This window comes from Mesorhizobium sp. M4B.F.Ca.ET.203.01.1.1 (genome assembly GCF_004791025.1).
Taxonomy (GTDB): Bacteria; Pseudomonadota; Alphaproteobacteria; order Rhizobiales; family Rhizobiaceae; genus Mesorhizobium; species Mesorhizobium abyssinicae.
Genome location: NZ_SRUO01000016.1, coordinates 130,224 through 155,294, shown reverse-complemented (window position 1 = coordinate 155,294; position 25,071 = coordinate 130,224). Strand labels below are relative to the sequence as shown.

The following is a 25,071-nucleotide window of genomic DNA, read 5'->3' as shown; positions in this document are numbered from 1 at the left end:
GAGCCGCTACTTGCTGGCGCTCGAAGCGACCGGCTCGACGGCGGATGCCGAGGCCTGGCCGGTATTCGAGCGGCTGTTTGAGGAGCATGGCCTGCCGGACCGGTTCCGAAGCGACAATGGCCCGCCCCTCGCGTCGGCCGGTGTCACCGGGCTGACACCGCTTGCGGTGCGCTTCATCAAACTCGGCATCGCCCTGGAGCGGATCGCGCCGGCAAACCCCAGCAGAACGGTCGCCACGAGCGCTTTCATCTGACCCTGTTGCCGCTGGCCGAGGCACCGGAGGCCGACAGAACGGCCCAGGGCCAGGCCTTCGGCCTTCCGGCACAGCTACAATGAAGAACGTCCCCATGAGGCGCTCGGCATGGACACTCCAGCCCAGCATTACAGATCCTCCCGGCGCGCCATGCCGACGATGCTGCCCGAGCCTGATTGTCCGACCGAGGCCGCGGTCCGTCATGTACGCCACAATGGCGAGATCAGGTGGAACGGCGGCTTCGTCTATGTCTCGCAGGCACTGGCCGGTGAAGCTGTCGCGGCCGCCCAGACCGAGGATGGTCAATGGGCTCTTTCGTTCCATGCCCACCAGCTCGGCATCATCGACACAAGGCGTATGACGCTTGTCCGCTGCAGCGCCGCGCCAATCAATCCGCTTGGCGCTGCAGCGGACTCATAGGGGGGAACTGTTACCTATGTATCCGGTTCAAACTGTTACCCATCCCATGTCTGGACACCGGCGGGCGGAATGAGGGGCAGCGCCGATGTCGACAATTGGTCCGTCGAACACGCGTCAGTTGGAGACTGCGCTTGCCTTACTGCGTCAGCCTGAAATCCGCTCGATCACCGCGCCGCAGCCGGAAAGCTTCTCCTCCAGCCGCTCGAAGCCGCGGTCGAGGTGATAGACGCGGTTGACGGTTGTCTCGCCTTCAGCGGCAAGGCCGGCGATGACCAGCGAGACGGACGCGCGCAGGTCGGTCGCCATGACCGGCGCGCCCTTCAGCTTGGCGACGCCGTCGACGATCGCCGTCTGGCCGGAGAGCGTGATGTGGGCGCCGAGCCGGGCGAGCTCCTGCACGTGCATGAAGCGGTTCTCGAAGATCGTCTCGGTGATGCGCGACTTGCCGTTGGCCATCGTCATCAGGCCCATGAACTGCGCCTGCAGGTCGGTCGGGAAAGCCGGGAATGGCGCCGTCGTCACGTCGACCGGCGAAATGCCGGCGCCGTTGCGCCGGACGCGGATGCCCGAATTGGTCGGCGTGATCTCGGCGCCGGTCTGCGAGATCACATCGAGCGCAGTCTGCAACAGCTCGGGGCGGGCGCCTTCGAGCACGACGTCGCCGCCGGTCATCGCCACAGCCATGGCATAGGTGCCGGTCTCGATGCGGTCTGGAATGACGCGCACGCGGGCCCCGGACAGCGCCTCGACGCCGTCGATGGTGATGGTCGGCGTGCCGGCGCCGGAAATTCTGGCGCCCATGGCGTTGAGGCATTCGGCTAGGTTGACGATCTCGGGCTCGCAAGCGGCGTTTTCCAGCACCGTTTCGCCCTTGGCCAGCGAAGCCGCCATCATCAGCACATGGGTGGCGCCGACCGACACTTTCGGGAACACATAGCGGTTGCCGACGAGGCGGCCGTTCTTGGTCTTGGCGATGACATAGCCGGTGTCGACGTCGAGATCGGCGCCGAGCGCCTGCAGGCCTTCGAGGAACAGGTCGACCGGGCGCGTGCCGATGGCGCAGCCGCCAGGCAGCGACACTTTGGCCTCGCCCATGCGGGCCAAGAGCGGCCCGATCACCCAGAACGAGGCGCGCATCTTCGACACCAGCTCATAGGGAGCCGTGGTATCGACGATGTTGCGGGCGGAGAAGTTGATGGTGCGCGAATAGCCTTCCTGCTGCTTCTCGCGCCTGCCGTTGACGGAATAGTCGACACCGTGATTGCCGAGGATGCGGATCAGTTGCTCGACATCGGCCAGATGCGGCACGTTCTCCAGCGTCAGCGTGTCGTCGGTCAAGAGCGAGGCGATCATCAGCGGCAATGCCGCGTTTTTCGCGCCGGAGATCGGAATGCTTCCGGCGAGCTTGTTGCCGCCGACAATTCTGATGCGATCCATGTGAGAATGTCCCCTCGGCCGAAACGGCCGGTTTCAATCGTTTGATTATCGGCCCGTCTAGACCATTGGCCGGCTTGGTTCAAGAAATAGGATTTATGGTCCCTTGGTCCAAGTATGGCGGGGCAGTGTGGCCGGTTTGGGTTAGTCCTTGTGCATTTTTCCAGCAGTCGGCAATCCCTCCGGCCGCTTGTCGGCTTCGCCGGTGCGGCGCGAGCGCGACTGCGCCTTGCGCTTCCCGAGATTGGCGCGCAAGGCTTCGGCGAGCCGGTCCTTGCGGTCGCTGCCGCCCTTTTTCGGTGGATTTGCCTTGTCGCTCATCGTCCCATCCCGGCCGGCCGACCGGCCAACCCCTGTTGAGGGATAGCCAACATTGTGGCGCGGCCATGTCCGGTAAAGCAGCTTCCACAGCCTCGGCATTGCCGTCCATACCGGTCTGAAACCGCGCGGCGGTTTTGCGACAATGAAACGCGACACTTTAGGTTTTTCTTGGCCTTGCGCTTGCCGGTTCGTTATGGCAGAAGCCCCGCCATCGGCTGCGGTAGCTCAGTGGTAGAGCACTCCCTTGGTAAGGGAGAGGTCGAGAGTTCAATCCTCTCTCGCAGCACCAGTCCATCCCGTTGAAATCGCTTAAGCCACTGGCAGGCAACGGTTCTGTCCGCTCTTTACGCTTGAACGGACAGCCACGAGCGCCCCAGCGCGTCCGGCTGGGCGGTGTCGGAGCTCATCGTCCACGGCGCCTCCAGACGCTCGACCTATCGCCATCTGCTACGAGCGCATTCCGCGCAACGAACCATTCCTGGAAGAAGCGGTGATCTGAGCCCGGCTGCGCCGAACGGGCCCGATGGGGTTCCTCGGGTGCGAGTTAGTCGGTGGTAGCGGTCGCTCGGGATCTCCATAACTGCGACGTGGTCGAGGTTGGCGTATCGCGCCCGGTAGTAGCCCTCGCTCTCAATTTCAGTGAATGTGTGCGGCGGAACCTGAAAGATCGCAGCCGCCTTCATTCCGTAGAAAATACTAGCGGCTACTTCGTCCAAGAAGTTCCACTCATCCTCTCCCTGGTCGTACGTGACACGCACAAAGGAGACCATGCGCATTGCTTTATCCTCGCCTATATCTGCGATTATAGCCTCACAATCTTGCCTAAGATTTTCAGGAGCATCGCCTATTTCTAAGTCGTATAAGGCTCGATAGACTTCGGCAGGATAATATACGGGCATTGCCTCAACGTCATCGCCAATTAATTCTATGGATTTGGCGTATCTAAGATTGATAAGAAGTAGTTTATTATCAAGGGTTGAACAGCAAATCCAACCATGAGATTTATGATGCTTGCGGAAAGAATTCAGATTTTGTAGCTGAGTGAGAAGTGATAAGCGTGCACTTTCAGCTATTGGATATCTTCGAATACCGGGAGCCGTGCGCAGGCTCAGGGTTCCATATCTTGTCTCTATATCAAAAGCTGTAAACGGTCTCATACGGCACTCCTCATAGAGACGGTCCTCATTATTTGGTGGATGTTCAATTGAGCTGTTTGTCGTTTCCCAGGGCGGCCATAAGCGGTACCTCCTCGTCAGGATTGATCTGAGCTGCTCCATAAAGAGGTCGCGCCGCCCATCAAATGTCCATCTTACGACCATCACCGAAGCACTTTCAGGCCATTTGTCCTCCGGTTGTTGGCGAGAGCGCATCTGACTGCCGCCTGATGCCCAAGTCGGACGCGACCTACCTGATCGGTCAGTGGGGCGCTGTGACGCATCAGACTGTGGTGAAGGAGCGCTCCTAGACATCCGCGAAGTATTCCGTGTTTTGGGCAAATCGGGAATGACCTTTACGCCGCCTCTTGCCGCCGTTTCTACTCAGTGAGGTGCACGGGCGGATTGCTGCGCGGTACTGCACGCTCATGCTCCCATGAAACGCTCATCTGGAGTGGTGAGCTTCACGTTGAGTTCGAGGTCGGCAGTGTTGCCAACAAGCGAACTCCGTCACTCCAGCCCCCACAGTTCACTTTCCTGGGATGCGGCAAACGTCATTTCGGTGCTTGCACTGCTGCCCATCAGGACCTCATGGTCAAGCGGTCGGTGGGATTTTTTCGGTAGTTGCTTGCTGGCGTTTGCCTTCGTGGCACTCCCGCGCGGAAGCCATGACAGCTCGTCGGGCCGTCTTGTGTTGGACCGCCATCGGGTCGACTCTGCTTCGCTTCCAGCTCGGGTTCATCTCCAGATCGGCGATCAGCCCGACACATGGATGCGCACTCGGCGTTGGAGCCGCGTGGAATGCGCAATCAAGCGCCGACCTTTCGCCTCAGCACTGACTTCGACGCTCATTGCCTGGCAGAGAAAGAGCTTCACTGCGGCTTTAATTATTTCCGGCGGGCCTCGAAGGAGCGGCTGACAGGAACACTAAGTGGTCGGGCGACCTCAAAAAGCATGGGCGGGCCTACCCGGTTTGTCGCGTCATCGTATTTTCTGCAGCCGCTGGAAGGGATGGTGGTGAGCGCCTTCCACCATGCGTTGCAAGTCTGACTGGGATGAGCCAGCCTGAAGGCGTTTAAAGACTTCTAACCAGAAACAATACTCGCTCGTATCTCCCTCACAGTGCGCCGACAGAGCGGACCAAGCAACAACCGTCGCAGCCCCTCGCACCAAGTACTTTTGCCACCTCGACGGCTTCGGTGCACGGATGACGCGCCCGCCTTTTTCCTTCTTGAACCGAAAGGCGGGGGGCAAGCATTGGATGAATCAGCTTTCCCGCCCGTGTAGGGAGAATTTTTGACTACGATGGGCAATTTGTCGTCTCGTTTCTTCACCCTGCGGCCCCTTTCGCTCCGTTTGAGACACCAATAGTGCACCCTCCTCGCCGCCCTGATTTTGAAGTGCCAGCCTGTTCGGAAGGATCTGCTCCGGCACAAGCTCTTGCCCGATACGGATCACATCTCCGAGCACAGAGCGAATGTGCAACCAGGGAAACTCAGCACAGGCTTCCGCCGGTTCCCCTTCGCTCAGCACTGCATCGAGCTTGGCCGCCACACCCGCAAGTGAAGCAGCCGGGGTCTCCAGCAATAGCTGAAGCAGGTTCTCCGCTTGGTCCGCCGCCTCGCCTTCAGCAAGTAACGCTGCCGAATAACCAATTTCCCTATCAGCGACATCCCAGCGCTCTTGATGGGCCTCCAAGTCAGCCTTGGACTTTGCGCGGACTGCCTCGTCTTCTGGTCCTGGACCGAGTACTTCGTTTAGGGCCTGGATTGAATGGAGTCTAACGCTCGTGCCGTCATGCAGCGGGATCGTTGCACAAGGAAATCCAACAGTTTCCACAAGATTTCGCTCTAGGCGCTGCTGCTGACGGCACCGCCGCTCAGTCTCTTCGTGGGCTATCAGCCATTCGCGCCACACTGCCACTGCAGGATCGGCTGATTGATCAGCTTCCGCATGGTCGCGGACAAGCTTCCCTGGCTGCCTTCCCTCCTTTGCATTTGCCGCTATCGCAAGTACCCTACTACGGGTGACGCGGGGCAAAGTCGTGGTATTGTCGGAATCAGCCATGATCCGAGCTCCCTGAAGCTTAGGTGTGGTCAGGCTGACTTAGGTGTTCCTGCACCTGGTCAGCCGCTCTGCGGACCGTTCCAGAAATGGTCTCGGCACGCGAGAGAAAGTGATGGAAAAAATATCAATGCGACTTGGCCAATGTCAATAGAAAATCTATCAAACCAGGCGTCGGCGGTGACCACGAGACAAATCAAGGCTGCACGGGCGTTGCTGGGGTGGTCTCAGGGGGACTTGGCTGAACGCTCAGCAGTGTCTGAACCAACAATCGCGCGTCTAGAAGCGGAGGATGGACGGCTCGGTGGTCGTCCCGAGACTGTGACGAAGATCATTAGCGCGTTGGTAGTCGCAGGTATCGCGTTTATCCCGGAAAACGGTGGCGGGCTCGGTGTGCGCTTGCTCAAAGAGCGTCCGCGGTAGAGGCGAGTTAAATCTCGCTGCCGGTTAGTCAATTGTTAATATGAAACAACGCCAAGCGTGCCTCGTCTTGAACCTCCAGCAAGCGTTCCTCCGCCGACCGGTACATGTCCTCGAAGGCCAACTCATGCTCGAAGACGACGCCGCCGGTGCGGATGGCGAGCACGTCCTTTTCGCCTTTCGGCGCGAAATAGATCTGTCCGACCGCCTCTCGAATGCGTTCGCCGATCTCCTTGGCGTCCTTTTCGGTCGCGCCAGGCAGAAAGACGCCGAACATCGAGGTGCCGATGCGGCCGACGAGATCCTCCTTGCGAACCGACGACTGGATCGTCGAGGCGATGAGCCGCAGCGCCTCGTCGCCCCATTCCAGGCCGAAGCGCAGGTTGAGGGACTTGAGATGCTCGGGATGGATGACCAGGAAAGCGCCGGAGCGCGGCCCGGCCTCCGAGGTCTTCGCGGCCCGTCTGTCCACCATTGAGGTGAAAACCGGTCCGTTCAGGCAGCCGGTCAGCCTGTCATAGGTCGCCGACCGGTTGAGTTCCTGCCGGTAGCGGCGGATCTCGGCCTGTTTCGATGCGAGCAGCAGGAACAGCGGCAGGCCGATGGCCAGCGGCAGCAGCGTTGCCGTGATCACGCTGCGCGCGAACGGCGTCAGCGCCTCGCTGAACAAAAGCAGATAGTTGAGGCCGAGCGACAGGATGAGGCAGCCTGCCGTCCCCAGCACCGTCAGCCACGCAACATCTTTCCAGCTTTGGGCAGAGGGGGTCGTTGTCGGTTTGGTCACTGGCCAATCTCCTGTCCGATGCGCTGGCATAAGGCCGGTGTGTTGCAATTTCGGTTTCGACGACCGCTACAATTTGATGCATGCGGGCGGAATGGCCGTCAAATCGGCCCGTGCCGGAAAAGGCTGCACCGCAAGGGTTAACAAAACAGATATCGAAGGCGGCAGTCGGCGCCGCCCGGCCGACAGACGGAGCGAGCCTGATCGCTTAGTATCCGGCGCCTATCGAGGCGGCCCGAACATGCCCATCTCGGCGCTCCTGGCCGTTGCCTCGGCCTTGCCGTAGATGCCACCGGGCAGCGCCGTGGCCCAGCCGTTGGAGACCAGCCAGGCGCCGACATCCTGCTTGCCGAGCTTGCAGGGCGCGGCGATGGCGAAACGGTCGACATCCGGCGGCACGAAGCATTTCAGCGCCCGCCCGCGCAGCCAGGCATTGAAGGCAGCCCGCGCGCGCTGGCCGCACGGCCAGGCGACCTCGTGAAAGGAACAGCTCCTGTCGGGGTCGATGGCGAGCGTGCCGCTGATCGCCACCGTCCGGCCCATCGCCTCGAAGATCGCCGACGAGGTGGCGATCGGCCGATAGAGCAGCATCTCGCGCCAGTCGCCCGGCATCGGCGTCTTCGGCCAGTATGCAAGACCGAGTTCGCCAAGCGGCGGGCGGGCCTCGATCCGTTCGATCCGGGTAGCATCGAGTTCGGGCGGCGCGATGAGATCCTGCGCGATCTTGCGCGCCGGCTGCCGCGGTTCGGCATCGAACATCGGTGGCGCCGTCGTCGCTGGCTGGCTTCCGGAGTCCAATGCCGGCGTCTGCCGGTCGACCCCAATCAAGGCGCCGGCTTGCAGGATCAGCAAGACGCCAGCCACGAGTTCGACACCTCCCAACGCGATCGCCAGGCGAGACCTTGCCGCGGACGCGATGCCGCTCATCGGCCGTCCCGGCCATCGCCGTCGAACAAAAGGCCGACCTGGCAACCAGCTTGAGCGCACCCCTTCAACCCCGATGAAACGGCTCCGGCCATCCGACCCGCCGCGTTGGCGTCCCGGCAGTGCAGCATAGCACACGCGCGAAGGATGCCGAAGCCGGCGTCCCGTTAAGCTTCGTTAATCCTTGCGCAATCTCTGTTGCCTATTGTGGCCCGGAATTTGTCGAGGACGACATGAAGCGCAAACCGATACTGCTCTTTGCTTTCCCGGCTCTCATGCTGCTCATCCTGGCGGGCGAGCGGGCGGCGACGTTCCTGCTCGGCACCTATCCCGCCAGCCCGACGACGTGGCGGATCTGGCTGGAGCTGCGCCCACTGGCGACGATGTTCTGGCAGCAAGTCGATCTCTATATGGGCGCTTCGATTGTGCTCGACGCCGCCATCCTGGCCGCCGCCGCGATTGTGTGCTGGATGGCATGCCGGGCGAGTGGGTCGGCTGCCTTCTTCTTGGCCAACCATGTCGCTCTTCTGTTCGCCGGGCTGATGATCGCCGCTGGCAGCCATTCGGAAACGGCAAGCACGATTGCCGCCTTCACCGCGCCCAGCGGCATTCCTTTCTCGCTGGCGATCGACTTCACCCTGAAGAACAGCCTGGTTCTTATGCTCGGCGCCGCGGCATGTGCCTATTGCCACGTCGCCTTCCTCAACGAAGCCAGGCAGCGCGGCGAAGCCCGGGCTATCCGTATTCTCGCGCTGCGGCGGGATTTCTAGGCCTTCAGCCTCAATCGCCCGGAACACTCGGCAAAATCAGTTGATTTTGCGGTAGTAGACCTTGCCGTCCGCCTGCTGGATGCGCTGGTAGGCAGGGTTCGGGGCAGGCGGCGGTGCCCGCTTCCTCAGCGGGGGCATTTCGACGGATCCTGGGTCCGCCGTGTTTTCAGCAAAGGCCGACGGCTCCGTCTCGGTGCTGGCTGGGGCCGCCTCCGGCTCGGGCGCGCTCGCCATCGGTTCATCGCCGACTGGCCGGCTCTGGCCCAGCCGGGCGATGCCGCCATTGACCTCGCTGAACTTCGCCTGCAGCTGGTCGTCGAGGTTTTCGAATCGGCTCTGGAACCCGTTGTTGACGGTGTCGAGGCGGGCGCTGATGCGCTGCTCGAACTGGCCGAGCTGCTCCAGCCGCACTTCCACGGCGCGCAGGTCGTTGATGCCGCGGTAGAGGTAGACGGCAGCCGTCAGGTTCACCACCGTGACCAGCGCGGCGCCAGCCACGACAAGGCCGATGGTGCCTTTGCGGCTTGGCTTGCCGACGGCCACTTCTTCCCTCGGGCCGAGTTCGATCGCCGGCATCTCCGGATCGCTGATCATAGTCATTCCACCACCACCTTTGCGCCCACCGCGACGCGCTTGAAGAGGTCGATCACATCGGTATTGGTCAGGCGAAAGCAGCCTGACGTGCCGTCGAAGCCGACACCCTTGGGATCGTTGGTGCCGTGTATGCGGTACAGCGTATCGCGCCCGTCGCGCAAGAGGTAGAGTGCGCGCGCGCCGAGCGGATTGTAGGGGCCGGCGGGCACCATGTCCGGCAATCCCGGCTGGCGGGCGCGCATTTCCTTGGGCGGTCGCCATTCGGGCCATTCGGTCTTCGCCCCGACCTTGACCGTTCCGGTCCAGCCGAAGCCGTCGCGGCCGACGCTGATCTGGTAGCGCAGCGCCTGGCCTTGCCGCGTGACCAGGTAGAGCGCCTTCTCGTCCTTGCGGATGATGATCGTGCCGGGCTGCTCGGGGGTCTGGAAGGCGACCGTCTTCTTCAGGCTGGGTCCCATGGCCGGCAGCGGCGGCCGGTCGGCGAGAGCGGACCGCGCCTCGGCGAACGGCAGGCCCGACACAAGCGCCGCCACGGCGATGGAAGCGCCGATGAAGGCACGGATGATGTGCGGCCTAGCGGCCGGCGTCACTGAGCCGTTCCTTGAACATCAGCTTCAAATCCTTGTTGAAGCGCGCCCGCCCATCCACTTCGGAAGGCAGGATGGCGCGATTCAGCGCGTCGGTCAAAAGCGCATTGTCGAGCGCGACCGATTTGATGTGCGGCGCCTTGAAGATCTTCTCCAGCTCGCTGCGCGAGAAGTGGTTTCCGAACCATTTGCGCTTGTGCTTGTTGGCGACCAGCGTGATGCTGACCTGGTTGCCGCGCAGCTCGCGGATCTTCTTGTAGAGCCGCTTGCCTTGCCGGAGCGAGGCGACGTTGAGCTCGAAGACGATGAAGATCTCGTCGCTCGTCGAAAGCACTGAGCTATGCCAGGGCGTCTCGATGTTCGGCAGGTCGATGACGATGTCGTCGAACCGGTAGGCAACGAGGTCGAGCAGACGCAGCACGAAATCGGCGCCGCGCGGCTCGAACGGCAGCTCCGGCCGCTCGAAGGAGTAGAGCGTGAGACCCGACGGGCGCGAAAGCTTGATGACGTCCATCAATTCGACATCGAGCCTCTCCGGCTGGCCGATGATGCCCGAGAGGTCGAACTGGTTGAACTGGTTGAGATAGGCGCCGCAATTGGCGCTCTGGAAATCGAGATCGACCAGGCAGGTCGAGGCGGCGCGCTCGGCCGACTTCGAGGCCAGGTATTCCGCCGCCGACAGCGCAAGCGTGGTGGCGCCGGCGCCGCCGCTGGCGGCGATGAAGGTGATGATCCGGCTCTTGGTGCCCTGGTTGCCGGTGTCGTGGAAGGTGACGGCGTTGAGCAGCTCCTTGGCGTCGAGCGGCTTGTGCAGCCAGTCCGAGGCGTTCATGCGCACCAGCACGCGCGTCTGCTCGGACGTCAGCTCGTCGGAAATCGCGATCAGCGGCACCGAGGCCCATTTGGAGCGCGCCTCGACGATGCCCGGCTGGTCGAGCAGCTCGCCATTGGCAAGGTCGAGAATGACGATGCCCGGCCGCGTGTCGGCAGGCGGCCCCTTGAGGAAGTCGCCGGACTCGGAGACCCTGACATCGTAGATCGCCAGAGCATCGAGCCGAGTCGTCACCTCGCGCTTGAAATTCGGATCCGACGAGAAAAGGGCGACTTGTTTTCGCTTGGTCGGGAGAACTCTCGTATCGATGGCGTTCATGGCGAGGTACTCTTCAAATCTTCGCCCGTGACCGTGCTCAGCATGGAGGGCATGGTTTTGTTTGCGTACCCGAGCAGTCCTTGCAGAAAGAAGAACTGGAAGGTTATGTTCTGGAGCCTGACGCTGATTGTCGGCACCGGCCCGCCCAGCCGGGTCTGATATCCCAAACCGGTGGCGGCATAAGTGATGACGACATTGTCGCGCCGCAGGCCAGGAAAGAAGTGACACATGCCGGCCCGCTGGTCGGCGGCAAGATCGGGACAGGCGTCGTCGTTGCTGTTTGCGGTGTCGCCGCGAAAGATACGGCTAAAATTGGCGGCGCTAAAGGCACCGCTATTGCTGCAGGCGCCTGTGCCGGCAGTATATGTGCAGACGAACGGCCCATAGGCGCCGGCGACAACCGGGGCACCCGGAGACGAAGTCGGCCCAGCAGTCGCGAGGCTGGTTGCAACGGGATCCGATATCGACGCCAAGCGGGCGCCGATCTGCACGGCCTTGGTCGCGGCATTCCATTGATAGAAGGCGTAGCCGAAGTCGACGAAACCCAGCGTCAGAGTAAACAGCAGGGTCGAGACAATGGCCATTTCCACCATCGTCGAGCCATCTTCTGATTTTGTAAAGCGCTTGATCATGCTCAAAATCGGATCAACCGCTCCTCGTGAAAGCCATTCAGCGTCATGGGACCGATGCCGACCAGCGACAGCATTCCGATGCCACTATAGGCCAACGTCCCAGCTGCCCTGACAATGCAGACTTGTGCAGTCGTAGTGCGATATTGGGTGACGCCTGCGACGACCGCGTCATGGCAGGAGCCTGCATCGGCAATGGTTACGGTCACATTCGTCGTCTGCCAGCCCGCGATGCGTGGATTGCCTGAGCCCGCCGCGTTGCCGAAGACGGCGATGTTGGTTGCGATGTTGGCGCAATCGATCGCCGCCAGCCCGGCCTTGGTGTACAATTGACTGTTGCACCGCGCGGCAAAACGTGCCGCATCTGATAGGCCGGCTTCCATCAGAAGCTTCTTATGGATCAAATTGCCGAACTCGAACACACCTGCCGACAATAAAAGCATCAGCGGTGCGATCAGCGCCATTTCGACGAGAGCCGTGCCCTGCTGCTCGCGTCGAAATCGGTGGAGATGTTGGGACAGCCCTTTTATCATCGGCGTCACCGGTAGAGTTGGGCTTCGTCGCGAAGAAAATTGTCAAGCGTACCCTGGCCGGCACCGCCGGTTACGTCGACAAGTTCGACCATAACCGACGCGTCCTCAGACGCCGAGGGAACAGGTTCCGTGAGGAAGAAGCTGCCGAAGGCTTCGACAGGCAGATTGGTGCTATGGCCGGATAGATCGTTGCCCGCTGCTTCTAGCGCGTTGCAGTTCAGGATGGCGCCGTAAATAAGCCGACGATCAATTGTCGTGACAGGCGGCTGGCAAGCCGCCGACGGGGTTCCGATCTCTCCACCTGTTGACGCGCTGCCCACCAAACCTGCCGATATCTCGTAACGGTAGACCTCATAGCGCGTTGGCTTTGTTGTGTCCCACGATGCAGGATAAGCAGCGGAACCGAAGTTGGTGCTCCAATAGCCGGAGAAATTCCAATTTCCATCGCCCATCCTGCCGCCCAGATACGGAGTGGTCGCGTCCCGCGGAAGGCCCATTGTTCCAGCTACGGTGAATGAAAGTTGGTTCATGGAAGGGCATTGGTTCGCGCTTCCTTGGGTCTTTATCGCCCCTTTGCGGACGTTCGCTGCCGGACCGTAGACAGGAGTGTTGAAGGCGTTTCCGCCGGCCTTGATTCCGAACCGGACATTGAAGGCGTCCTGCACCGGGCCGGCATTCTGGCCGGTTTTTGTCGAAACGCTCGCGGAATTGTAGCATCCGATTGGGGTTGAAGTCGCGATCGTTTCAGCCAGCGCTTGGGCACCGTTTCCTATGCCTTCCGGGGGCTCAAGAAATCCGAAGTTGCCTGGACCAGCGGCAGCCCCGTTTCCGACCTTCCTTAGTTCGATGAGCCGGCGATGCACGGCCGGGTTGGAAACGGCCTGCTCAAGCGTGTAGCCGCCGGCGTCGTTTGTTCCGTTCACCATCTCATAGGGATTGCACATGAAGACCGGTGTAAAATCGCAGACGCCGGAGGTGAAACCCGCCACCGCAACTGCTCCGACATTGAAGCTGTCACTGGCGCCGGACGTTATAAAAGAGGCTGGGAAGATTGCGGCAAATCCTTCGGGAACGACTGTCACCTGGATGAATCGCGTTTCTATTTCTCCGACGGCAGGAGTGGCGTCCGCGAGATAAATTGCCTGGTTGGCAGTTGTTATCTTCGTTCCGTCCGCAGCGGGAATCGCCTTGAGAAAGCACCAGGAAATACTTCCGGCGCTATTGCATCGAGTTGCGCCGCCCGGTTGACCGGAGGTCAGAGTGAATCTGCCCGCAGTTGAGAAGTTGCTTTCATTATCGACCAGGGTCGCCATGGCACGCTCGGCTCGCGCCCAAGAACCAGTCGTCCCGTCCAGTTCGGCGGCCGCCGCCAGCGCAAATGCATCGGCCCCTTTCTGCAAATCATTGTGCAGGTTGTTGACCCTGCTCATGTCGATCGCCAGCAAGGAAAAACCGATGATCGCCGGCAGCATGACGCTGACGAGGATCAGCGCTAGTCCTCTCTGATCGTGCCAGAACGCGCGAATGGTTCGCAGCATGGCCCTACCCCTTAACCCCTTCGCGCCAAGCCCTCGAATGCCCGACGCATCGTATCCTTCTGTTCAATTAGCTCCGTTGGTCACACCCGAACCGCCGACATTGACCGTCATATTTGTTGTTGGTGCCGGTGGTGGCGGAACTCTATAGCTTCTGACCGCACCGACGGCGCGTTCGCCGTCACCCTCGATGGTGGTGTTCTTCGAGTTCGGATTGAGCGGGTCGACCGTCTGCAGCAGCGAATTGAATTTCTGTGTATCGCCGGCAGCCAGCGTCACCGAGTCGTAGTTGTTGAGATAGTCTGCAGCGCAGCCCGTCAACGCGCCAGCGCACAACAGGAGGACCAGGACGCTATTTCTTGACATAAAGCATCTTGTCCTTCGATTTGAGGTCCAGCATATGGCCATAGGGGCCGGTGACGCCTTCGCCGAGTTCATATTTGCGAACCATGTCCTTGGTCACTTCGAGCTGCCCGAGGATGAAGAACTCCGGGTCGTTGGCCGGACGCGTCTTGTCGAATGGCGTCGCCAACTGCTCGCCGGGCTTTACCGGTCGCACGATATGCGGGGTGACGACGACGACCAGCTCGGTCTCTTCCTTCTGATTGCTCGAATTGCGGAACAGCGTACCGATAACCGGAACCTGGCCGAGCCAAGGCACCTGTTTCTGGAGCTTGGTGGTCTTGCTGGACAGCAGTCCGCCGACGGCGAAACTCTGGCCGTCACGCAGTTCGACGACGGTCGACAGTTTGCGGTTAGTGAAGATCGGGTCGCCGGCATTCGTGAAGCTGGTCAGGTCGCTAACTTCGGGCGCCAGTTTCATGTGGATCTTGTCGTCGTCCAGTACAACCGGCGTGAACAGCAGATTGACGCCGAACTGCTTGAATTCGACCTGAACTTCGCCATCAGCGCCGATGCTTCGGATAGGGATTTCGCCGCCGGCGTTGAAGCTGGCCGTCTCGCCTGAAAGAGTGGTCAGATTGGGCTCGGCCAGCGTGCGCACCACGCCCTTGGCCTCGAGCGCCTCGATGATCAAATCGACCTTAATGTTGCTGTCGATAACGCGGGTGATCAGCGCTGCAAACGGATTGGTATTCGACAGCAGGCCGGTGACCAGATTTCCCGGTCCCAGCACCACATTGTCTTCATCGACGGCGGCGATGCCAGTTCCGGTGCGGGATGTGCCGCTTCCATTGGTACTTCTGATCGAAACGCCGAGGTCCCGGCCGGCATTGCGCTTGGCTTCGAGAATGCGCACTTCAAGGTTCACTTGCTGGCTGTCGTCGACGATGACGGAGTTGATGATGGCGTCGGGGCCATACTGCTGGGCGACTTCCACGATGGAGGCCAGCGTCGCGGCATCCTTGACATGACCGGCCAGCCTGATTTTGCCGTTGATCGAGCCGATCTCAATGCGCGCGCGAGGCGCCACCTGGCGGATTGCAGCTGCCATGTCGCTGACATCTTGACCGACCTCGACCTGGAGCGTGCCCAGCGAACGCTTGTCTTCGGAAAACAGGTTGACGGTTGTGGTGCCCACACCTTTGCCGATGACATAGAGTGTCTTGTCGGTCATCGGCTGGGCGTCGGCGATCTTCTCGTCGCCCACGACAATGTCGCCCAGGGTGGAATTCACCTGGATCGTCACCGACTGCGACACCGGCACGAAGATGCGATGGATGGTCGGGTTCGACACGTCGATGCTGCGGTCGGCGGCATGAGCCACGGGACTCAGCGGCAGCAATGCGCAGGACAATGCGAAAGCGGCGGCCGCCAGTGGTCTCCGGTACACACGCATCTACGCTAACCCCCCTGCCGGCTGATTCGGAGTGTCGATCCTAATGTGCCGGCATCATTTTTGTCGCGGCACATCGTATGTTTCGAGCTTTATACCTCGAAATACACCGATTGTCGCACGTGCCGGCGGTTCCGGCTGCACGTATTTGACCGTTTCCTTGACGATTTCCTTCACTTGCGGCGCAGATGCCACAGCCGGGGCCGGCTTGACCTTGCTCAGATCGTCCAGCTTGCTGCCAACCCGTTCGACGGCCTGGGCCAGCCCGGCCAGTTTGTCGTCGGCCCTTTTGCGATCGGCCGCGGCCGCGGCGTCCGCCGCTGCCTGCTTGGCGAGTTCAGCCTGCCTGGCGGCGACATCGTCCGGCGTGTCGCCGGTCAGGTCAGAAAGCGTGACACGCTCGGTCGTCTCGCCCTTATTGGCCGCCGCCTGGCGCAGTGCCAGCGACAACTGCCCGGCTCCCGCGGCCAAAGTCAGTTTCTGCGCGTCCTTGGTGCTGGCCTCTAGCGTCACCGACTTCACCACCGTCGGGCTGTCCTTGCTTTCATCCGCCACCTGGTCGATGGCGAGCACCTTCATGCTCTGCAGCAGCACGTCGACAAAACTCTGGTCCCCGCCTGCATCGCCGCGCACCGTGCGGGTCAGCAGTATATCGACGCGATCTCCGGGGAAGACAAAACCAGCGACGCCGAGCACGTCGTTTACCCTGATGGAAACGGCTTTCATGCCCTCGCCGAGCACCGCCGAAAGCGTGGCGCGCTGGCCGGGGCCGGTTATCTTTGTAGCAAGGACAGGCTCGTTAGCGCCGATAGCCTGCAATGCCTGCTTCGAGCTATCGCCGGCCAGAAGTTCTTTCGTTGTCTTGAAGGCGCCGGCCGGAACCGCGCCTGCCGGCCATGCGATTTCGCGCAACTTGTCAGCCGACAGCGTATCGCCGAATTTCAAAGGCACTGCCGCCACCACCACAGTGTCGCGCTGCACGCCGTTAGCCTCCGCCAGCGCGCTACGCTGACTGGCCAGCCAGAAGTTTACGAGAACTACCGCCAGGACGCCGAACACGCCAGCGAGCACAATCATAATCAAAGTGTTGGCACGCATGAATCCCAAGCCCCAAAAGCGGGAATTCGCCCGCCGCGATCAGTCTCAGGCCCGGACCAAAATCCGGGCCTGAGTATTGCATAAAATCAGGTGCCGACGCCGGTCGCGCCGTTGCAGGAACCGATTGGCGAGTTTTCCAGCGCGGTGCAGAGACCGGTGAAACGACCCGTAACCCAGCCGCCAATCGCGAGGATCGCGAGGATGGCTGCCGCGGCGATAATGCCGACCAGGATGGAATATTCGACCATAGCAGCGCCGTTGTCGTCGTCGCGGAACTGCCGGGCCATCGTCATGAGCTTTTTCATGCCAATTTCTCCCTTTGGAGGTTGAACCCGACGAGACGAGCTAAGGATGAACCCCATACCCAAGCATCCCCCGTCGACTTGATCTAAGTCCCGCAAAAAAGCAGAGTCAAACGGGATTAACAGTTCCTTAACCTTCGAATACCTGAACGGAAGCCGGTTTATTTTTGACAAGGGATTGATTTGATTAATTTTTCGATGATCCTTAACCATTCATTCACAAACTTGCCCTCCCATCTCGGTAGCCTCATCATATTAGAGTATGTGCATAGTCCTTTATATGTAACGGTTTACTGGGGGAGGGCGCGAGGGAATCGCACATTGCAGGGCGAAACGTTTCGTGAGGCGGGAATAGAGGTGTGCTCCAGGATACACAGTCTTAAAATAAAACGATTTTTTTGGGGGCTCGTCTTAACTATGTTGCAAGTATTCGATCCTCGCGGCCCCGCTCGGCGCTTGTGCCCCTGGTGGTTAACGCTTAGTTTCCAAACTGAGGGAAGTTTGCTGGGGGCTTGGGTCATATGCTGGGGCGCTTCATCAAGGGGCCGAGTGAGCAGCGGGCGTCGCAGCCCGTGGCTGTCGTGGCGACATCGAATGGAGCGGCAATCGCTCCGGCGCCGGATGCCGAAATGCAGGGCGACGATTTTCTCACGCTCAAGGTCGAACTGCATCGCCATCTTATCGACCGATTCAATCTGACCGCCCTCGAAAACGCCTCCAAGAACGAAATCCTGGACGAGATCAGGCCTATCGTACGGGAGTTTGTCCGCGCCCGAAACATACCGCTGAACGCGCGTGAACTCGATCAGCTTACCAGCGACACAGCTGATGAGATGCTTGGGCTGGGACCGATCGAACCGTTGTTAAAGGACGATTCCATCGCCGACATATTGATCAACACCCACAAGCATGTCTTTATCGAGCGCCGCGGCGTGCTCGAGGAGACCTCGATACGCTTCCGTGACGAGGCGCATCTGCTGCGCGTCGTCAACAAGATCGTCTCGGCCATAGGCAGGCGCGTCGATGAATCAGCGCCGATGGTGGATGCGCGCCTGGAAGATGGTTCCCGCGTCAACATTGCGGTGCGGCCGATCTCCGTAGACGGCCCGCTGGTGTCGATCCGCAAATTCTCCAAGAATCCCTATTCGCTCGAACGCCTGATGGTGTTCAATTCGATACGACCACCGATGATCGATCTGTTGAGGATCGCAGTTCAGGCGCGCAAATCGATCCTGGTTTCCGGTGGCACCGGCAGCGGCAAGACGACCTTGCTCAATGCGCTATCGAGCTACATTCCATCCGCCGAGCGCCTGATCACCATCGAGGACGCGGCGGAACTGCAACTGCAGCAGCCGCACGTTGGCCGTCTGGAGACGCGCCCACCCAATGTCGAGGGCAAGGGCGAGGTTCGTCAGCGCGAATTGGTCAAGAACGCGCTGCGCATGCGACCGGACCGAATCATCGTCGGCGAGGTTCGCGGCGAGGAAGCCTTCGACATGCTGCAGGCGATGAACACTGGCCATGAAGGCTCGATGACCACGATCCATGCCAACACGCCGCGCGATGCACTGTCACGTCTGGAGCAGATGGTCGGCATGGCTGGTATGCCGATGACCCATGAGTCCATAAGGGCGCAGATCGCTTCGGCCATCGACATCATCGTGCAGACGCAACGCCTTTCGGACGGCGGCAGAAGGGTCGTTTCCATATCGGAACTGACAGGCATGGAAGGCAATGTCGTTCAGCTTCAGGAGATCTATCATTTCGTCCGCCGCGACGTGACGCCGGAAGGTAAGATTGTTGGAGATTTTCGCGCCACAGGGGTTCGCCCGCGGTTTGCCCAGGAAGCGGCGACGCTTGGTCACCATTTTGCCAAGGACGCCTTCAACCCGCAGGTTCCGCTCTGATGCCAACCAGTCAGACCTTGCTCTACTTCATTTATGTGCTAGCAGCGGCATCGGTAATCCTTGCCGCCGAGTCTCTCTATTTGTCTTATGCTGGACGTCGAGTCAGAATTGGCACGATCAACCGACGACTCAAGCGCCTTGCAGAGGAGGCGCCGGCCGAACAGACGCTCCAAGGCCTGTTGCGTGAACGTGGATTGACAGAATCGGGCGACTTTGTTTTTCGCGCGATCGGGCTGAACCGGCTCTATACGCAATCAGGTATCACGGGCAATCCGCTGGCTTTCGCGGCAATGTTCCTCCTCGCCGGGCTGATGCTTGCGCTGGCTCTGAAGTTGGTTTTCGGCTTTTCCTCTATTGCGGCGCTCATCGTTTTTCTGCTGGTGGGTTTTGCGCTGCCCATTCTTGTCCTTCGACGCGCACGCAACAAACGAATCCAGAGGTTCGCCAAGCAACTTCCCGACGCACTGGACATGATTGTCCGTTCGCTGCGCGCCGGCCACCCAGCTTCCGTGGCGATCGGTCTTGTCGCCAGGGAAATGCCCGATCCGCTCGGCACGGAATTCGGCATCGTCGCCGACGAAATCGCCTTCGGATTGAGCATCGAACAAGCCGTTCGAAAGTTATCGCAACGTGTGGGTTTCGAAGGCCTTCACCTGCTTTCGGTGTCGCTCTCGATTCAGTCCAAGACCGGTGGCAATCTGACTGAGATCCTTGCCAATCTCTCATCGGTGTTGCGCGAGAGGCAAAAGCTCCGGCTGAAAATCAGGGCCCTTTCAGCCGAGGGTCGAATGTCGGCCTGGATCATCTCGCTTTTCCCGGTCGCGATGTTCTTTATCCTCCAGTTCGCTGCCCCGTCCTACTATGGGACCGTATGGAACAATCCGATCATCCTGCCTGTGTTCATGATTTTCGGGGGATGGGCGCTTCTGGGCGATTTTATCATGTATCGCATGGTCAATTTCGATTTCTGAGGAGCGAAGCACGGCCGTGTTGTCCACCATTCAGGGTTTGAGCTTCCTGGTTTCGATTGCCGTGTTCCTGGCCGCGGCGGCGCTCTTTCTGTTCTGCGCTCTGGTCTTTGTACCGGCGTTGCAGACGAGAAAATTGGTAGCGCAAAGCCTCTTGGCAGAGGGCATTGTCGACCGTCGTTCGCTTGCCGGCCAAGAGCAACTCGCCAGGATATCGGCACAAAAGCCGATCGACGCTTATTTCCGCACAATTGAGAAGGAGCGGGGTGAGCCGAATGCGCTCGAGACGAAGCTTTTTCGCGCCGGTTTCCACCAGCCAAATGCGCCCCTTATTTATACCTTGTCGCGCATCGCTGCTGTAGCTATCGGCTTTTTTGCTGCCTACACGCTGCTGTCCCGGGTCTTGCCACCTGAAATGCCCGGCTTCATTGCATTTGCTGGCGCCGGCTTGTTTGGGCTCGCCTGTCTGGTTGTCCCCAGTGTCGCGCTTGACCGCTTCGAGAAAGCTCAGATGCAAACTTACCGTCGCGGCTTCCCCGACTTCATGGATATGATGATCACGTGCGCGGACGCAGGTATGAGCCTGGAGGCCGCGGTGGAGCGTGTTAGTAACGAATTGGCGGGAACTCACAAATGGCTGGGCATCCAGCTTGCCATCATGAATCTGCAACTGCGAGCGGGTAAGCCGTTGCGCGAGGCATTGCGCGATCTGTCGGACCGTATTGGTCTTGACGAGGCGCGGGCTCTGGCCATTCTGTTTCGGCAATCGGAAGAACTCGGCACCAGCCTCACGGATGCGCTACGCGTATATAGCGACGAGATGCGCAGCCAGAGAATTCTTCGCGCCGAGGAGCGCGCCAATGCTTTGCCGGTAAAAATGATGATTCCGCTGGGACTGTGCATATTCCCCGTGGTGTTGATGGTTATCATGTTGCCGGTGATCATTCGCATGAGGGGCATTTTCTTCTAGTTATGCATATGATTTGGTCCTAGTGTGTCGTCGGGGAATCCCTAGGGGAAATCTATATGAGATGGCAAAATGCGGCCGTAGCCGGCTTGTTGATAATGGCGATTGCCGGCTGCCAGACGGACGCCACCGACGGTGTCGTCCGAACCAACGAACCCTCCAAAGGCGACATCACTGCCTTTGGCGACGCCTTCGACGGGCTGAAAACAGTCAGCGATGTCGAATACTACGCTTCGGACCAGGCGGTGGCCGAAGCCAAGAACCAGTTCCGCGCGGAAAATTACGGCAATGCCGGCGCCCTGTTCTACAAGGCGACGCAACTGGCGCCTAATGACGGAGTCGCTTGGCTGGGCCTTGCCGCCTGTAGCGACCGCATCAGGCGCTTCGACCTCGCCGATCGGGCCTATGGCCGAGCATTCAAGCTGATCGGCGGCACGCCCGAATATTACAACAATGTCGGTTATTCTTATCTGCTGCGCGGCAAGCTGCAGAATGCCCGCACCAACTTCCTCAAGGCCTATGAGCTGGCGCCCAAGGATCCAACCGTGGCCAATAATCTGAAGCTCCTGGCCTCCAGCGTGCAGAACGTCGAGCGGCAGTAGCTATGCTGCTCGGCGCATCGTTGCTGCTCAAGGCACTTGCCATCCCCCTGCTTGCAAGGATCGCCTGGGTGGATTTCACCACCCAGAAGATAACCAATCGCGACGTTCTGCTGCTGCTTTGCCTGGGCCTCGGGTCCCTGCAACTGCTGTCGGTTCAGTCCGGATCGTGGTGGGACATGGGCTTGAGCGCACTTGCCGGTCTTTTGCTGTTTATCGTGCTCTTCCCGTTCTGGACCTTGCGCAGGGTCGGTGCCGGCGACGTCAAGTTGATGGCGGTGATCCCGTTGCTGATCGGCGGCAGCGGCCTGGTCGTGTTTTCTGTGCTGCTGCTTCTGTTTGCCCTAGTCATGGCGATGGTCGTCAAGAACCCTCTGATGCTGCCGCAGGGCGCCTTCCAGCTCTATGTCCAGCATCTCGACCGCAAGGGCGTCGTGCCCTTCGGTGTGCCGATCGCCATTGCCGCGATCTGCTCGATCGTGTTCCAGATCTACGAGAGTTGGATGTTGGCCAGCAGTTCGGGCGTTCTGCAACAGCTCAGCTGAGGCCGGGTTCTCTCAATACCCCGCGGTCGACTTCGCCACCAGCTTCAGCGCGCCCTTCTCGAACCGGTAGAACGGCATCGTGCGCTGGCTGGAGCCGTCGGCGCGGAAGCGGAACAGGCCGGTCGAGCCGCGGAAGCCGCTGGCGTTTTCCAGCACCTGCTTGCTGAAGCCGTTCGGCCCGACGGCGCTCACCACGCCCGCGGTCAGCGCCACCATGTCGTAGGCATAGGCGACGTTGACGTCGGCCGGGTAGTGGAAGGTTGCGTTGAAACGGTCGGCGATCGGCCCGGTCTCGTTCTGGTCGAGCGTCGCGATATAGGCGCCTTCGAACGACGGCTCGATCGGATGCTCCAGCCAGCGATCGGTTCCGATCAGCGAGACCGTCTTGCCGGGAATGCCTTTTGCCTTCAGCGCAGCGAGCACTGGCGACGGGCTGGCGTCTCCGCTGGCGACGATCACCGCATCGGGCGCGTCCACCAGCGAGCCCATGTCGGCGACCGCCTTTGCGCCGCCGTCGGCCGGCGAGTAGGGTAGGGTGACGGCAAGTGCCGCGCCATAGATGCTGAGGCCGTTGGCGACCCGCTTCTCGACAGCGTCGGCATCGCTGCCCGCGGCCACCAGCAGCACGAATTTCTTGGCGCCCTTGGCGGCGATCGCCGCCGCACCCGCCGCCGCGCTGTCGGCCTCGCTCAGCCGCACGGCATAGACGCCGGGGCCGCCGGAAAAATTGTCGGCCAGCGCCAGCACCGGCGGCCGCGTCGAGCCCGACAGCTTGGCGATGTGCTGCGCGGCCGGCAGTTCGGTCGGGCCGATGACGACCTTCGATCCGGTCGTTATCGCCTTGACCGCCAGGTCCTTGGCATTGGCCGGATCGCCGCGCGTGTCCTCGACGGTCAGCGTCAGCAGGTTGTTGCCGAGATCGGCCATGGCGAGCTTGGCGCCGTCGAGCATCTTCCTGCCGTCCTCGCCCGCGCCTCCCGCGGCGGACAGCGGCAGCAGCATGGTGATCTTGGCCGGCCCGGTGCCCAGCGACTGCGTGGCCTGCATCGCCTTTGGCGCCGCGGCGACGCTGCCGCCGGCGGGGGCGCCGGGCGCCGCAATCGCGGCCGGATCGAGCGCCTCACTCACGCTGCCTTTCGACTGGCAGCCGGACAAGGCGGCCGCCAGCGCAAACGCGATTGCCCATGCTTGTGGCGAGGGCGGGTGCCGTCTGTGGGAAATGCCGCGAAGCGCCGCGCCAGCATGCGCGGCAACCGGCGCCAGGCTCGCGGCGGCGAGCGGCAAGGCTTTCGGGGCTGTCATCACCAGTCTGTTGGCGCGCTCGCCCTTCAGGTCAGTTCATGTACTCGACCATGCGATCGTGGAAGCACTCGCATTTGTTGAGCGTGTCTTCGTCCTTGTAGTTCGTCTTCAGGTAGCCATAGGCCATGCCGCAGTAAGCCTTGGCTTCCGAAGCCCAGACGAAGGCGGGGCGCGACGAGTGGATCCACTCCGGGCTTTTGGCGACGGCGACCGACTCGTCCATCAGCTTCACCACCTGGGTCTTCAGGTCGGCGATGTTGTCGGTCAACACCAGGTTGGACGTCCCGACGGTGCGGCAGTAGTCGGCCGTCGGGCCTTCAATGATGTCGGCGGCACGCCCTGCCGATCCGACCAGCAACAGGGCCGCGGCCGACACCAGCAATCTTGCGGAACGCTTCATGATAAAGTCCCCTCCATAATCCCAATATAAGAGTTGCTAATACATAGCATGGCGATGTCCCGTTGCGCCATGCCGCTAGACTAGATTTGCCGTGGTCGTGTGCGTGGTCGTGCCGTCGTCGTAGAGCAGCGTGATGGTGTTGGCCGCCGGCAGGTTCTGCAGCGTCGCGACGTCGACGAAATTGGCGCCGTTGGCCGTGCCGTCGGCATCCACGCTGAGCGTGCCGGTCGCTGCATTGTAGTTGACGAAGTCGCCGACATTGGCGCCGCCAGGAGCAGTGTCGAACAAGGACGAAAGGTCGATCTTGTCGCCGTGCCCGCCGACACCGCTGTAGTCGACGATCAGATCCTTGATGTCGAGCCCGTCAAGCTTGAACGTATCGGCGCCCGCGCCGCCGGTAAGCGTGTCCTGCCCGGCGCCGCCGATCAGCAGGTCGTTGGCGTCGCCGCCGTTCAGCGTGTCGGCTCCAATGCCGCCGATCAGCGTGTCGTTGCCGGAAGTGCCAAGCAGGTTGTCGTTTCCGGAAGTTCCGGCAATGGCCTCAACCGTCAGATGATCGCCCGTCGTGCCATCGATATGGACGTTGAAGGTTTGCGTCGCAACATCGCCGTCGCCATCCGTAATGGATACTTTGATGCCGTTGAAGTCGAGATCTGCCGGCGGCGTTTCTGATTGCGAGCCGACCTCGACGCCATTCAGGCGGAACCCGCCGCCATTTGAGGCATCGCTGAGGACTTTGACCGCGTAGATGTCATCGCCGGCTACATAGTTGGCGGTACCCGCGACAGCCGACCAGTCAAGCTGGCTGACCTGGATGACCTGGCCCGAAGTCACGTTGAGCGTCACCTGATCATAATGCGTGGCATCGGTGTAAACGAGGACGGTGATTTTGGCCGTTGACATGCCGCCCGTGTAGCCCTCGGTCGTGAACTTGAAATCGTCGACGCTGTGAGGGGTCGTATTGTTACTATCGTTGACGAATGCGAATTTTATGGATTCACCGGGGTCATTTGTCTGGCCGGAGCTACCCTTGACCGCCCAACCTTGATTACTGGTGTTCACCAAATCCCCGCTTTGGCCGGTGGGGGCCACGCCGTCATCGCCGGTAACAAGAATGTTGAAGTCCGTGGCAGCACCCAAATCCACGATCAGTGAACCTGTCGGCCCTCCGGCTGTCGCTGAAGTCGCGGCGATTGGAGTAAAGACGACATCACCTGCCCGGTGCAGAACTTCCAGCGAGTCGGTGCCGTTGGCATTCAGAGTTAGGACGGCAACGATATCAGCTCCTTCGTACAGGTTGAGCACGATCTGGGATGCCGAGCTGGAGGCAACTTGTACATTCTGCCCTGTGGCCGTGATGCCGCCGAACCCATCCGCCCCGTACTGCCACTCGGCGAACTGGCCGTCGTAGGTGGTAGCTGTTGCCGGATTGAGCGCCGACAGGCTGACGATGCCATCGGCGTTCCCATCATTGACGAGGGTGAAGGATGACACGTCGTCGACGATGTCGACCAGGATGGTGCCGGTGGTTGTGTTGCCGTGTGCGTCGGTCACCGTATAGGTGAAGCTGTCCTTGTCCTGTTCGGTGGTGATGCCGTTGTTGAGGGTCGCGCCGTCAT

At 60.8% G+C, this 25,071-nt stretch carries 28 protein-coding genes, 1 tRNA gene and 1 pseudogene; 11 read left to right on the top strand and 19 right to left on the bottom strand.

What is annotated here, in order from left to right; all coding sequences use genetic code 11:
• Both EN846_RS35975 and EN846_RS35970 read left to right on the top strand, forming a co-directional pair.
• Positions 1–253: pseudogene (locus tag EN846_RS35975) on the top strand (integrase); the annotation flags it as partial.
• Positions 254–361: 108 nt separating this feature from the next.
• A complete protein-coding gene (locus EN846_RS35970) occupies positions 362–673 on the top strand; it encodes a hypothetical protein (RefSeq protein ID WP_245493345.1) in 312 nt (103 codons plus the stop codon).
• Positions 674–817: 144 nt separating this feature from the next.
• On the opposite strand, the gene murA is transcribed toward EN846_RS35970, so the two are convergent.
• Positions 818–2,110 (bottom strand): UDP-N-acetylglucosamine 1-carboxyvinyltransferase, encoded by a 1,293-nt coding sequence (gene murA / locus EN846_RS27165; protein WP_127394303.1) that lies wholly within the window; start codon positions 2,108–2,110, stop codon positions 818–820.
• 141 nt (positions 2,111–2,251) lie between these two features.
• Positions 2,252–2,428, bottom strand: a complete 177-nt coding sequence (locus EN846_RS35295; RefSeq protein ID WP_189379596.1) for a hypothetical protein — start codon at positions 2,426–2,428, stop codon at positions 2,252–2,254.
• A gap of 214 nt (positions 2,429–2,642) precedes the next feature.
• On the opposite strand from EN846_RS35295, the gene EN846_RS27160 reads away from it, so the two are divergent.
• Positions 2,643–2,717: transfer RNA gene (locus EN846_RS27160), tRNA-Thr, on the top strand.
• Between the two features lie 145 nt (positions 2,718–2,862).
• Here EN846_RS27160 and EN846_RS35290 read toward each other — a convergent pair.
• Positions 2,863–3,585, bottom strand: a complete 723-nt coding sequence (locus EN846_RS35290; RefSeq protein WP_189379598.1) for a hypothetical protein — start codon at positions 3,583–3,585, stop codon at positions 2,863–2,865.
• A gap of 798 nt (positions 3,586–4,383) precedes the next feature.
• Between EN846_RS35290 and EN846_RS27150 the strand changes: the two genes are divergently transcribed.
• The gene (locus EN846_RS27150; protein WP_127393481.1) at positions 4,384–4,632 is read left to right on the top strand and encodes a hypothetical protein; all 249 of its coding nucleotides are present in this window, start codon (positions 4,384–4,386) and stop codon (positions 4,630–4,632) included.
• Between the two features lie 216 nt (positions 4,633–4,848).
• Here EN846_RS27150 and EN846_RS27145 read toward each other — a convergent pair whose 3' ends face one another.
• Complete coding sequence (locus EN846_RS27145; protein ID WP_189379600.1) at positions 4,849–5,649, bottom strand: hypothetical protein; 801 nt, start codon at positions 5,647–5,649, stop codon at positions 4,849–4,851.
• Here EN846_RS27145 and EN846_RS36535 point away from each other — a divergent pair.
• The gene (locus EN846_RS36535) at positions 5,536–6,069 is read left to right on the top strand and encodes a helix-turn-helix domain-containing protein (RefSeq protein ID WP_348630832.1); all 534 of its coding nucleotides are present in this window, start codon (positions 5,536–5,538) and stop codon (positions 6,067–6,069) included. The genes EN846_RS27145 and EN846_RS36535 overlap by 114 nt on opposite strands.
• Before the next feature lie 28 nt (positions 6,070–6,097).
• Here EN846_RS36535 and EN846_RS27135 read toward each other — a convergent pair whose 3' ends face one another.
• Together EN846_RS27135 and EN846_RS27130 are read right to left on the bottom strand one after the other, a co-directional pair.
• A complete protein-coding gene (locus tag EN846_RS27135) occupies positions 6,098–6,850 on the bottom strand; it encodes a GGDEF domain-containing protein (protein ID WP_245493346.1) in 753 nt (250 codons plus the stop codon).
• Positions 6,851–7,069: 219 nt separating this feature from the next.
• A complete protein-coding gene (locus EN846_RS27130) occupies positions 7,070–7,774 on the bottom strand; it encodes a thermonuclease family protein (protein ID WP_189379602.1) in 705 nt (234 codons plus the stop codon).
• A 230-nt stretch (positions 7,775–8,004) separates the two neighbouring features.
• Here EN846_RS27130 and EN846_RS27125 point away from each other — a divergent pair, with 230 nt between their 5' ends.
• The gene (locus EN846_RS27125) at positions 8,005–8,541 is read left to right on the top strand and encodes a hypothetical protein (RefSeq protein WP_128346278.1); all 537 of its coding nucleotides are present in this window, start codon (positions 8,005–8,007) and stop codon (positions 8,539–8,541) included.
• A 36-nt stretch (positions 8,542–8,577) separates the two neighbouring features.
• On the opposite strand, the gene EN846_RS27120 is transcribed toward EN846_RS27125, so the two are convergent.
• From EN846_RS27120 to EN846_RS27075, 10 genes are all read right to left on the bottom strand, one after another.
• On the bottom strand, positions 8,578–9,141 hold the full coding sequence (locus EN846_RS27120; RefSeq protein WP_189379604.1) for a hypothetical protein: 564 nt from the start codon (positions 9,139–9,141) through the stop codon (positions 8,578–8,580).
• Positions 9,138–9,668 carry a L,D-transpeptidase gene (locus EN846_RS27115; protein WP_245493348.1) on the bottom strand — a complete coding sequence of 177 codons (531 nt, stop codon included), beginning with the start codon at positions 9,666–9,668 and terminating at the stop codon, positions 9,138–9,140. Before EN846_RS27115 ends, EN846_RS27120 begins: the two co-directional genes overlap by 4 nt.
• Positions 9,669–9,708: 40 nt before the next feature.
• Positions 9,709–10,872, bottom strand: coding sequence for an AAA family ATPase (locus EN846_RS27110; protein ID WP_127393398.1), 1,164 nt, complete (start codon positions 10,870–10,872; stop codon positions 9,709–9,711).
• Complete coding sequence (locus EN846_RS27105) at positions 10,869–11,504, bottom strand: TadE/TadG family type IV pilus assembly protein (RefSeq protein ID WP_127393399.1); 636 nt, start codon at positions 11,502–11,504, stop codon at positions 10,869–10,871. Before EN846_RS27105 ends, EN846_RS27110 begins: the two co-directional genes overlap by 4 nt.
• Before the next feature lie 2 nt (positions 11,505–11,506).
• Positions 11,507–12,034: a TadE/TadG family type IV pilus assembly protein gene (locus EN846_RS27100; protein ID WP_127393400.1), complete on the bottom strand. Its 528-nt coding sequence runs from the start codon at positions 12,032–12,034 to the stop codon at positions 11,507–11,509.
• Positions 12,035–12,039: 5 nt separating this feature from the next.
• Entirely contained in the window at positions 12,040–13,572 is a 1,533-nt protein-coding gene (locus tag EN846_RS27095) for a pilus assembly protein TadG-related protein (protein ID WP_127393401.1), read from the bottom strand.
• 63 nt (positions 13,573–13,635) lie between these two features.
• On the bottom strand, positions 13,636–13,935 hold the full coding sequence (locus EN846_RS27090) for a hypothetical protein (protein ID WP_127393402.1): 300 nt from the start codon (positions 13,933–13,935) through the stop codon (positions 13,636–13,638).
• Positions 13,922–15,367, bottom strand: coding sequence for a type II and III secretion system protein family protein (locus EN846_RS27085; protein WP_127393403.1), 1,446 nt, complete (start codon positions 15,365–15,367; stop codon positions 13,922–13,924). Before EN846_RS27085 ends, EN846_RS27090 begins: the two co-directional genes overlap by 14 nt.
• Before the next feature lie 54 nt (positions 15,368–15,421).
• Positions 15,422–16,462: a Flp pilus assembly protein CpaB gene (cpaB, locus tag EN846_RS27080; RefSeq protein ID WP_128346279.1), complete on the bottom strand. Its 1,041-nt coding sequence runs from the start codon at positions 16,460–16,462 to the stop codon at positions 15,422–15,424.
• Between the two features lie 86 nt (positions 16,463–16,548).
• Positions 16,549–16,767, bottom strand: a complete 219-nt coding sequence (locus EN846_RS27075; protein ID WP_127394307.1) for a Flp family type IVb pilin — start codon at positions 16,765–16,767, stop codon at positions 16,549–16,551.
• Positions 16,768–17,285: 518 nt separating this feature from the next.
• On the opposite strand from EN846_RS27075, the gene EN846_RS27070 reads away from it, so the two are divergent.
• The 5 genes from EN846_RS27070 to EN846_RS27050 are packed head-to-tail and all read left to right on the top strand — an operon-like array spanning position 17,286 to position 21,750.
• Positions 17,286–18,671, top strand: coding sequence for a CpaF family protein (locus EN846_RS27070; RefSeq protein ID WP_127391754.1), 1,386 nt, complete (start codon positions 17,286–17,288; stop codon positions 18,669–18,671).
• Positions 18,671–19,642, top strand: coding sequence for a type II secretion system F family protein (locus tag EN846_RS27065; protein ID WP_127391748.1), 972 nt, complete (start codon positions 18,671–18,673; stop codon positions 19,640–19,642). Before EN846_RS27070 ends, EN846_RS27065 begins: the two co-directional genes overlap by 1 nt.
• A gap of 16 nt (positions 19,643–19,658) precedes the next feature.
• A complete protein-coding gene (locus EN846_RS27060) occupies positions 19,659–20,609 on the top strand; it encodes a type II secretion system F family protein (RefSeq protein WP_127391749.1) in 951 nt (316 codons plus the stop codon).
• A 56-nt stretch (positions 20,610–20,665) separates the two neighbouring features.
• Positions 20,666–21,208: a tetratricopeptide repeat protein gene (locus EN846_RS27055; protein WP_127391750.1), complete on the top strand. Its 543-nt coding sequence runs from the start codon at positions 20,666–20,668 to the stop codon at positions 21,206–21,208.
• Positions 21,209–21,210: 2 nt separating this feature from the next.
• Positions 21,211–21,750 (top strand): prepilin peptidase, encoded by a 540-nt coding sequence (locus EN846_RS27050; RefSeq protein ID WP_127391751.1) that lies wholly within the window; start codon positions 21,211–21,213, stop codon positions 21,748–21,750.
• A 12-nt stretch (positions 21,751–21,762) separates the two neighbouring features.
• Here the strand turns inward: EN846_RS27050 and EN846_RS27045 are convergent, their stop codons facing one another.
• The 3 genes from EN846_RS27045 to EN846_RS36450 all read right to left on the bottom strand — a co-directional run.
• On the bottom strand, positions 21,763–23,052 hold the full coding sequence (locus EN846_RS27045; RefSeq protein ID WP_245518729.1) for an ABC transporter substrate-binding protein: 1,290 nt from the start codon (positions 23,050–23,052) through the stop codon (positions 21,763–21,765).
• A 31-nt stretch (positions 23,053–23,083) separates the two neighbouring features.
• Positions 23,084–23,452, bottom strand: coding sequence for a hypothetical protein (locus tag EN846_RS27040; protein ID WP_127285480.1), 369 nt, complete (start codon positions 23,450–23,452; stop codon positions 23,084–23,086).
• A gap of 75 nt (positions 23,453–23,527) precedes the next feature.
• A partial coding sequence (locus EN846_RS36450; protein WP_189523712.1) for a calcium-binding protein occupies positions 23,528–25,071 on the bottom strand: 1,544 nt, incomplete at its 5' end.

Bases quoted from the DNA above. Each gene is read 5' to 3' on its own strand.
- EN846_RS35970 (WP_245493345.1), top strand. From the start codon at position 362: ATGGACACTCCAGCCCAGCATTACAGATCCTCCCGGCGCGCCATGCCG.
- murA (WP_127394303.1), bottom strand. From the start codon at position 2,110: ATGGATCGCATCAGAATTGTCGGCGGCAACAAGCTCGCCGGAAGCATT.
- EN846_RS35295 (WP_189379596.1), bottom strand. From the start codon at position 2,428: ATGAGCGACAAGGCAAATCCACCGAAAAAGGGCGGCAGCGACCGCAAG.
- EN846_RS35290 (WP_189379598.1), bottom strand. From the start codon at position 3,585: ATGAGACCGTTTACAGCTTTTGATATAGAGACAAGATATGGAACCCTG.
- EN846_RS27150 (WP_127393481.1), top strand. From the start codon at position 4,384: ATGCGCAATCAAGCGCCGACCTTTCGCCTCAGCACTGACTTCGACGCT.
- EN846_RS36535 (WP_348630832.1), top strand. From the start codon at position 5,536: ATGGTCGCGGACAAGCTTCCCTGGCTGCCTTCCCTCCTTTGCATTTGC.
- EN846_RS27145 (WP_189379600.1), bottom strand. From the start codon at position 5,649: ATGGCTGATTCCGACAATACCACGACTTTGCCCCGCGTCACCCGTAGT.
- EN846_RS27130 (WP_189379602.1), bottom strand. From the start codon at position 7,774: ATGAGCGGCATCGCGTCCGCGGCAAGGTCTCGCCTGGCGATCGCGTTG.
- EN846_RS27125 (WP_128346278.1), top strand. From the start codon at position 8,005: ATGAAGCGCAAACCGATACTGCTCTTTGCTTTCCCGGCTCTCATGCTG.
- EN846_RS27120 (WP_189379604.1), bottom strand. From the start codon at position 9,141: ATGACTATGATCAGCGATCCGGAGATGCCGGCGATCGAACTCGGCCCG.
- EN846_RS27110 (WP_127393398.1), bottom strand. From the start codon at position 10,872: ATGAACGCCATCGATACGAGAGTTCTCCCGACCAAGCGAAAACAAGTC.
- EN846_RS27105 (WP_127393399.1), bottom strand. From the start codon at position 11,504: ATGATCAAGCGCTTTACAAAATCAGAAGATGGCTCGACGATGGTGGAA.
- EN846_RS27100 (WP_127393400.1), bottom strand. From the start codon at position 12,034: ATGATAAAAGGGCTGTCCCAACATCTCCACCGATTTCGACGCGAGCAG.
- EN846_RS27095 (WP_127393401.1), bottom strand. From the start codon at position 13,572: ATGCTGCGAACCATTCGCGCGTTCTGGCACGATCAGAGAGGACTAGCG.
- EN846_RS27090 (WP_127393402.1), bottom strand. From the start codon at position 13,935: ATGTCAAGAAATAGCGTCCTGGTCCTCCTGTTGTGCGCTGGCGCGTTG.
- EN846_RS27085 (WP_127393403.1), bottom strand. From the start codon at position 15,367: ATGCGTGTGTACCGGAGACCACTGGCGGCCGCCGCTTTCGCATTGTCC.
- cpaB (WP_128346279.1), bottom strand. From the start codon at position 16,462: ATGCGTGCCAACACTTTGATTATGATTGTGCTCGCTGGCGTGTTCGGC.
- EN846_RS27075 (WP_127394307.1), bottom strand. From the start codon at position 16,767: ATGAAAAAGCTCATGACGATGGCCCGGCAGTTCCGCGACGACGACAAC.
- EN846_RS27070 (WP_127391754.1), top strand. From the start codon at position 17,286: ATGCTGGGGCGCTTCATCAAGGGGCCGAGTGAGCAGCGGGCGTCGCAG.
- EN846_RS27065 (WP_127391748.1), top strand. From the start codon at position 18,671: ATGCCAACCAGTCAGACCTTGCTCTACTTCATTTATGTGCTAGCAGCG.
- EN846_RS27055 (WP_127391750.1), top strand. From the start codon at position 20,666: ATGAGATGGCAAAATGCGGCCGTAGCCGGCTTGTTGATAATGGCGATT.
- EN846_RS27050 (WP_127391751.1), top strand. From the start codon at position 21,211: ATGCTGCTCGGCGCATCGTTGCTGCTCAAGGCACTTGCCATCCCCCTG.
- EN846_RS27045 (WP_245518729.1), bottom strand. From the start codon at position 23,052: ATGACAGCCCCGAAAGCCTTGCCGCTCGCCGCCGCGAGCCTGGCGCCG.
- EN846_RS27040 (WP_127285480.1), bottom strand. From the start codon at position 23,452: ATGAAGCGTTCCGCAAGATTGCTGGTGTCGGCCGCGGCCCTGTTGCTG.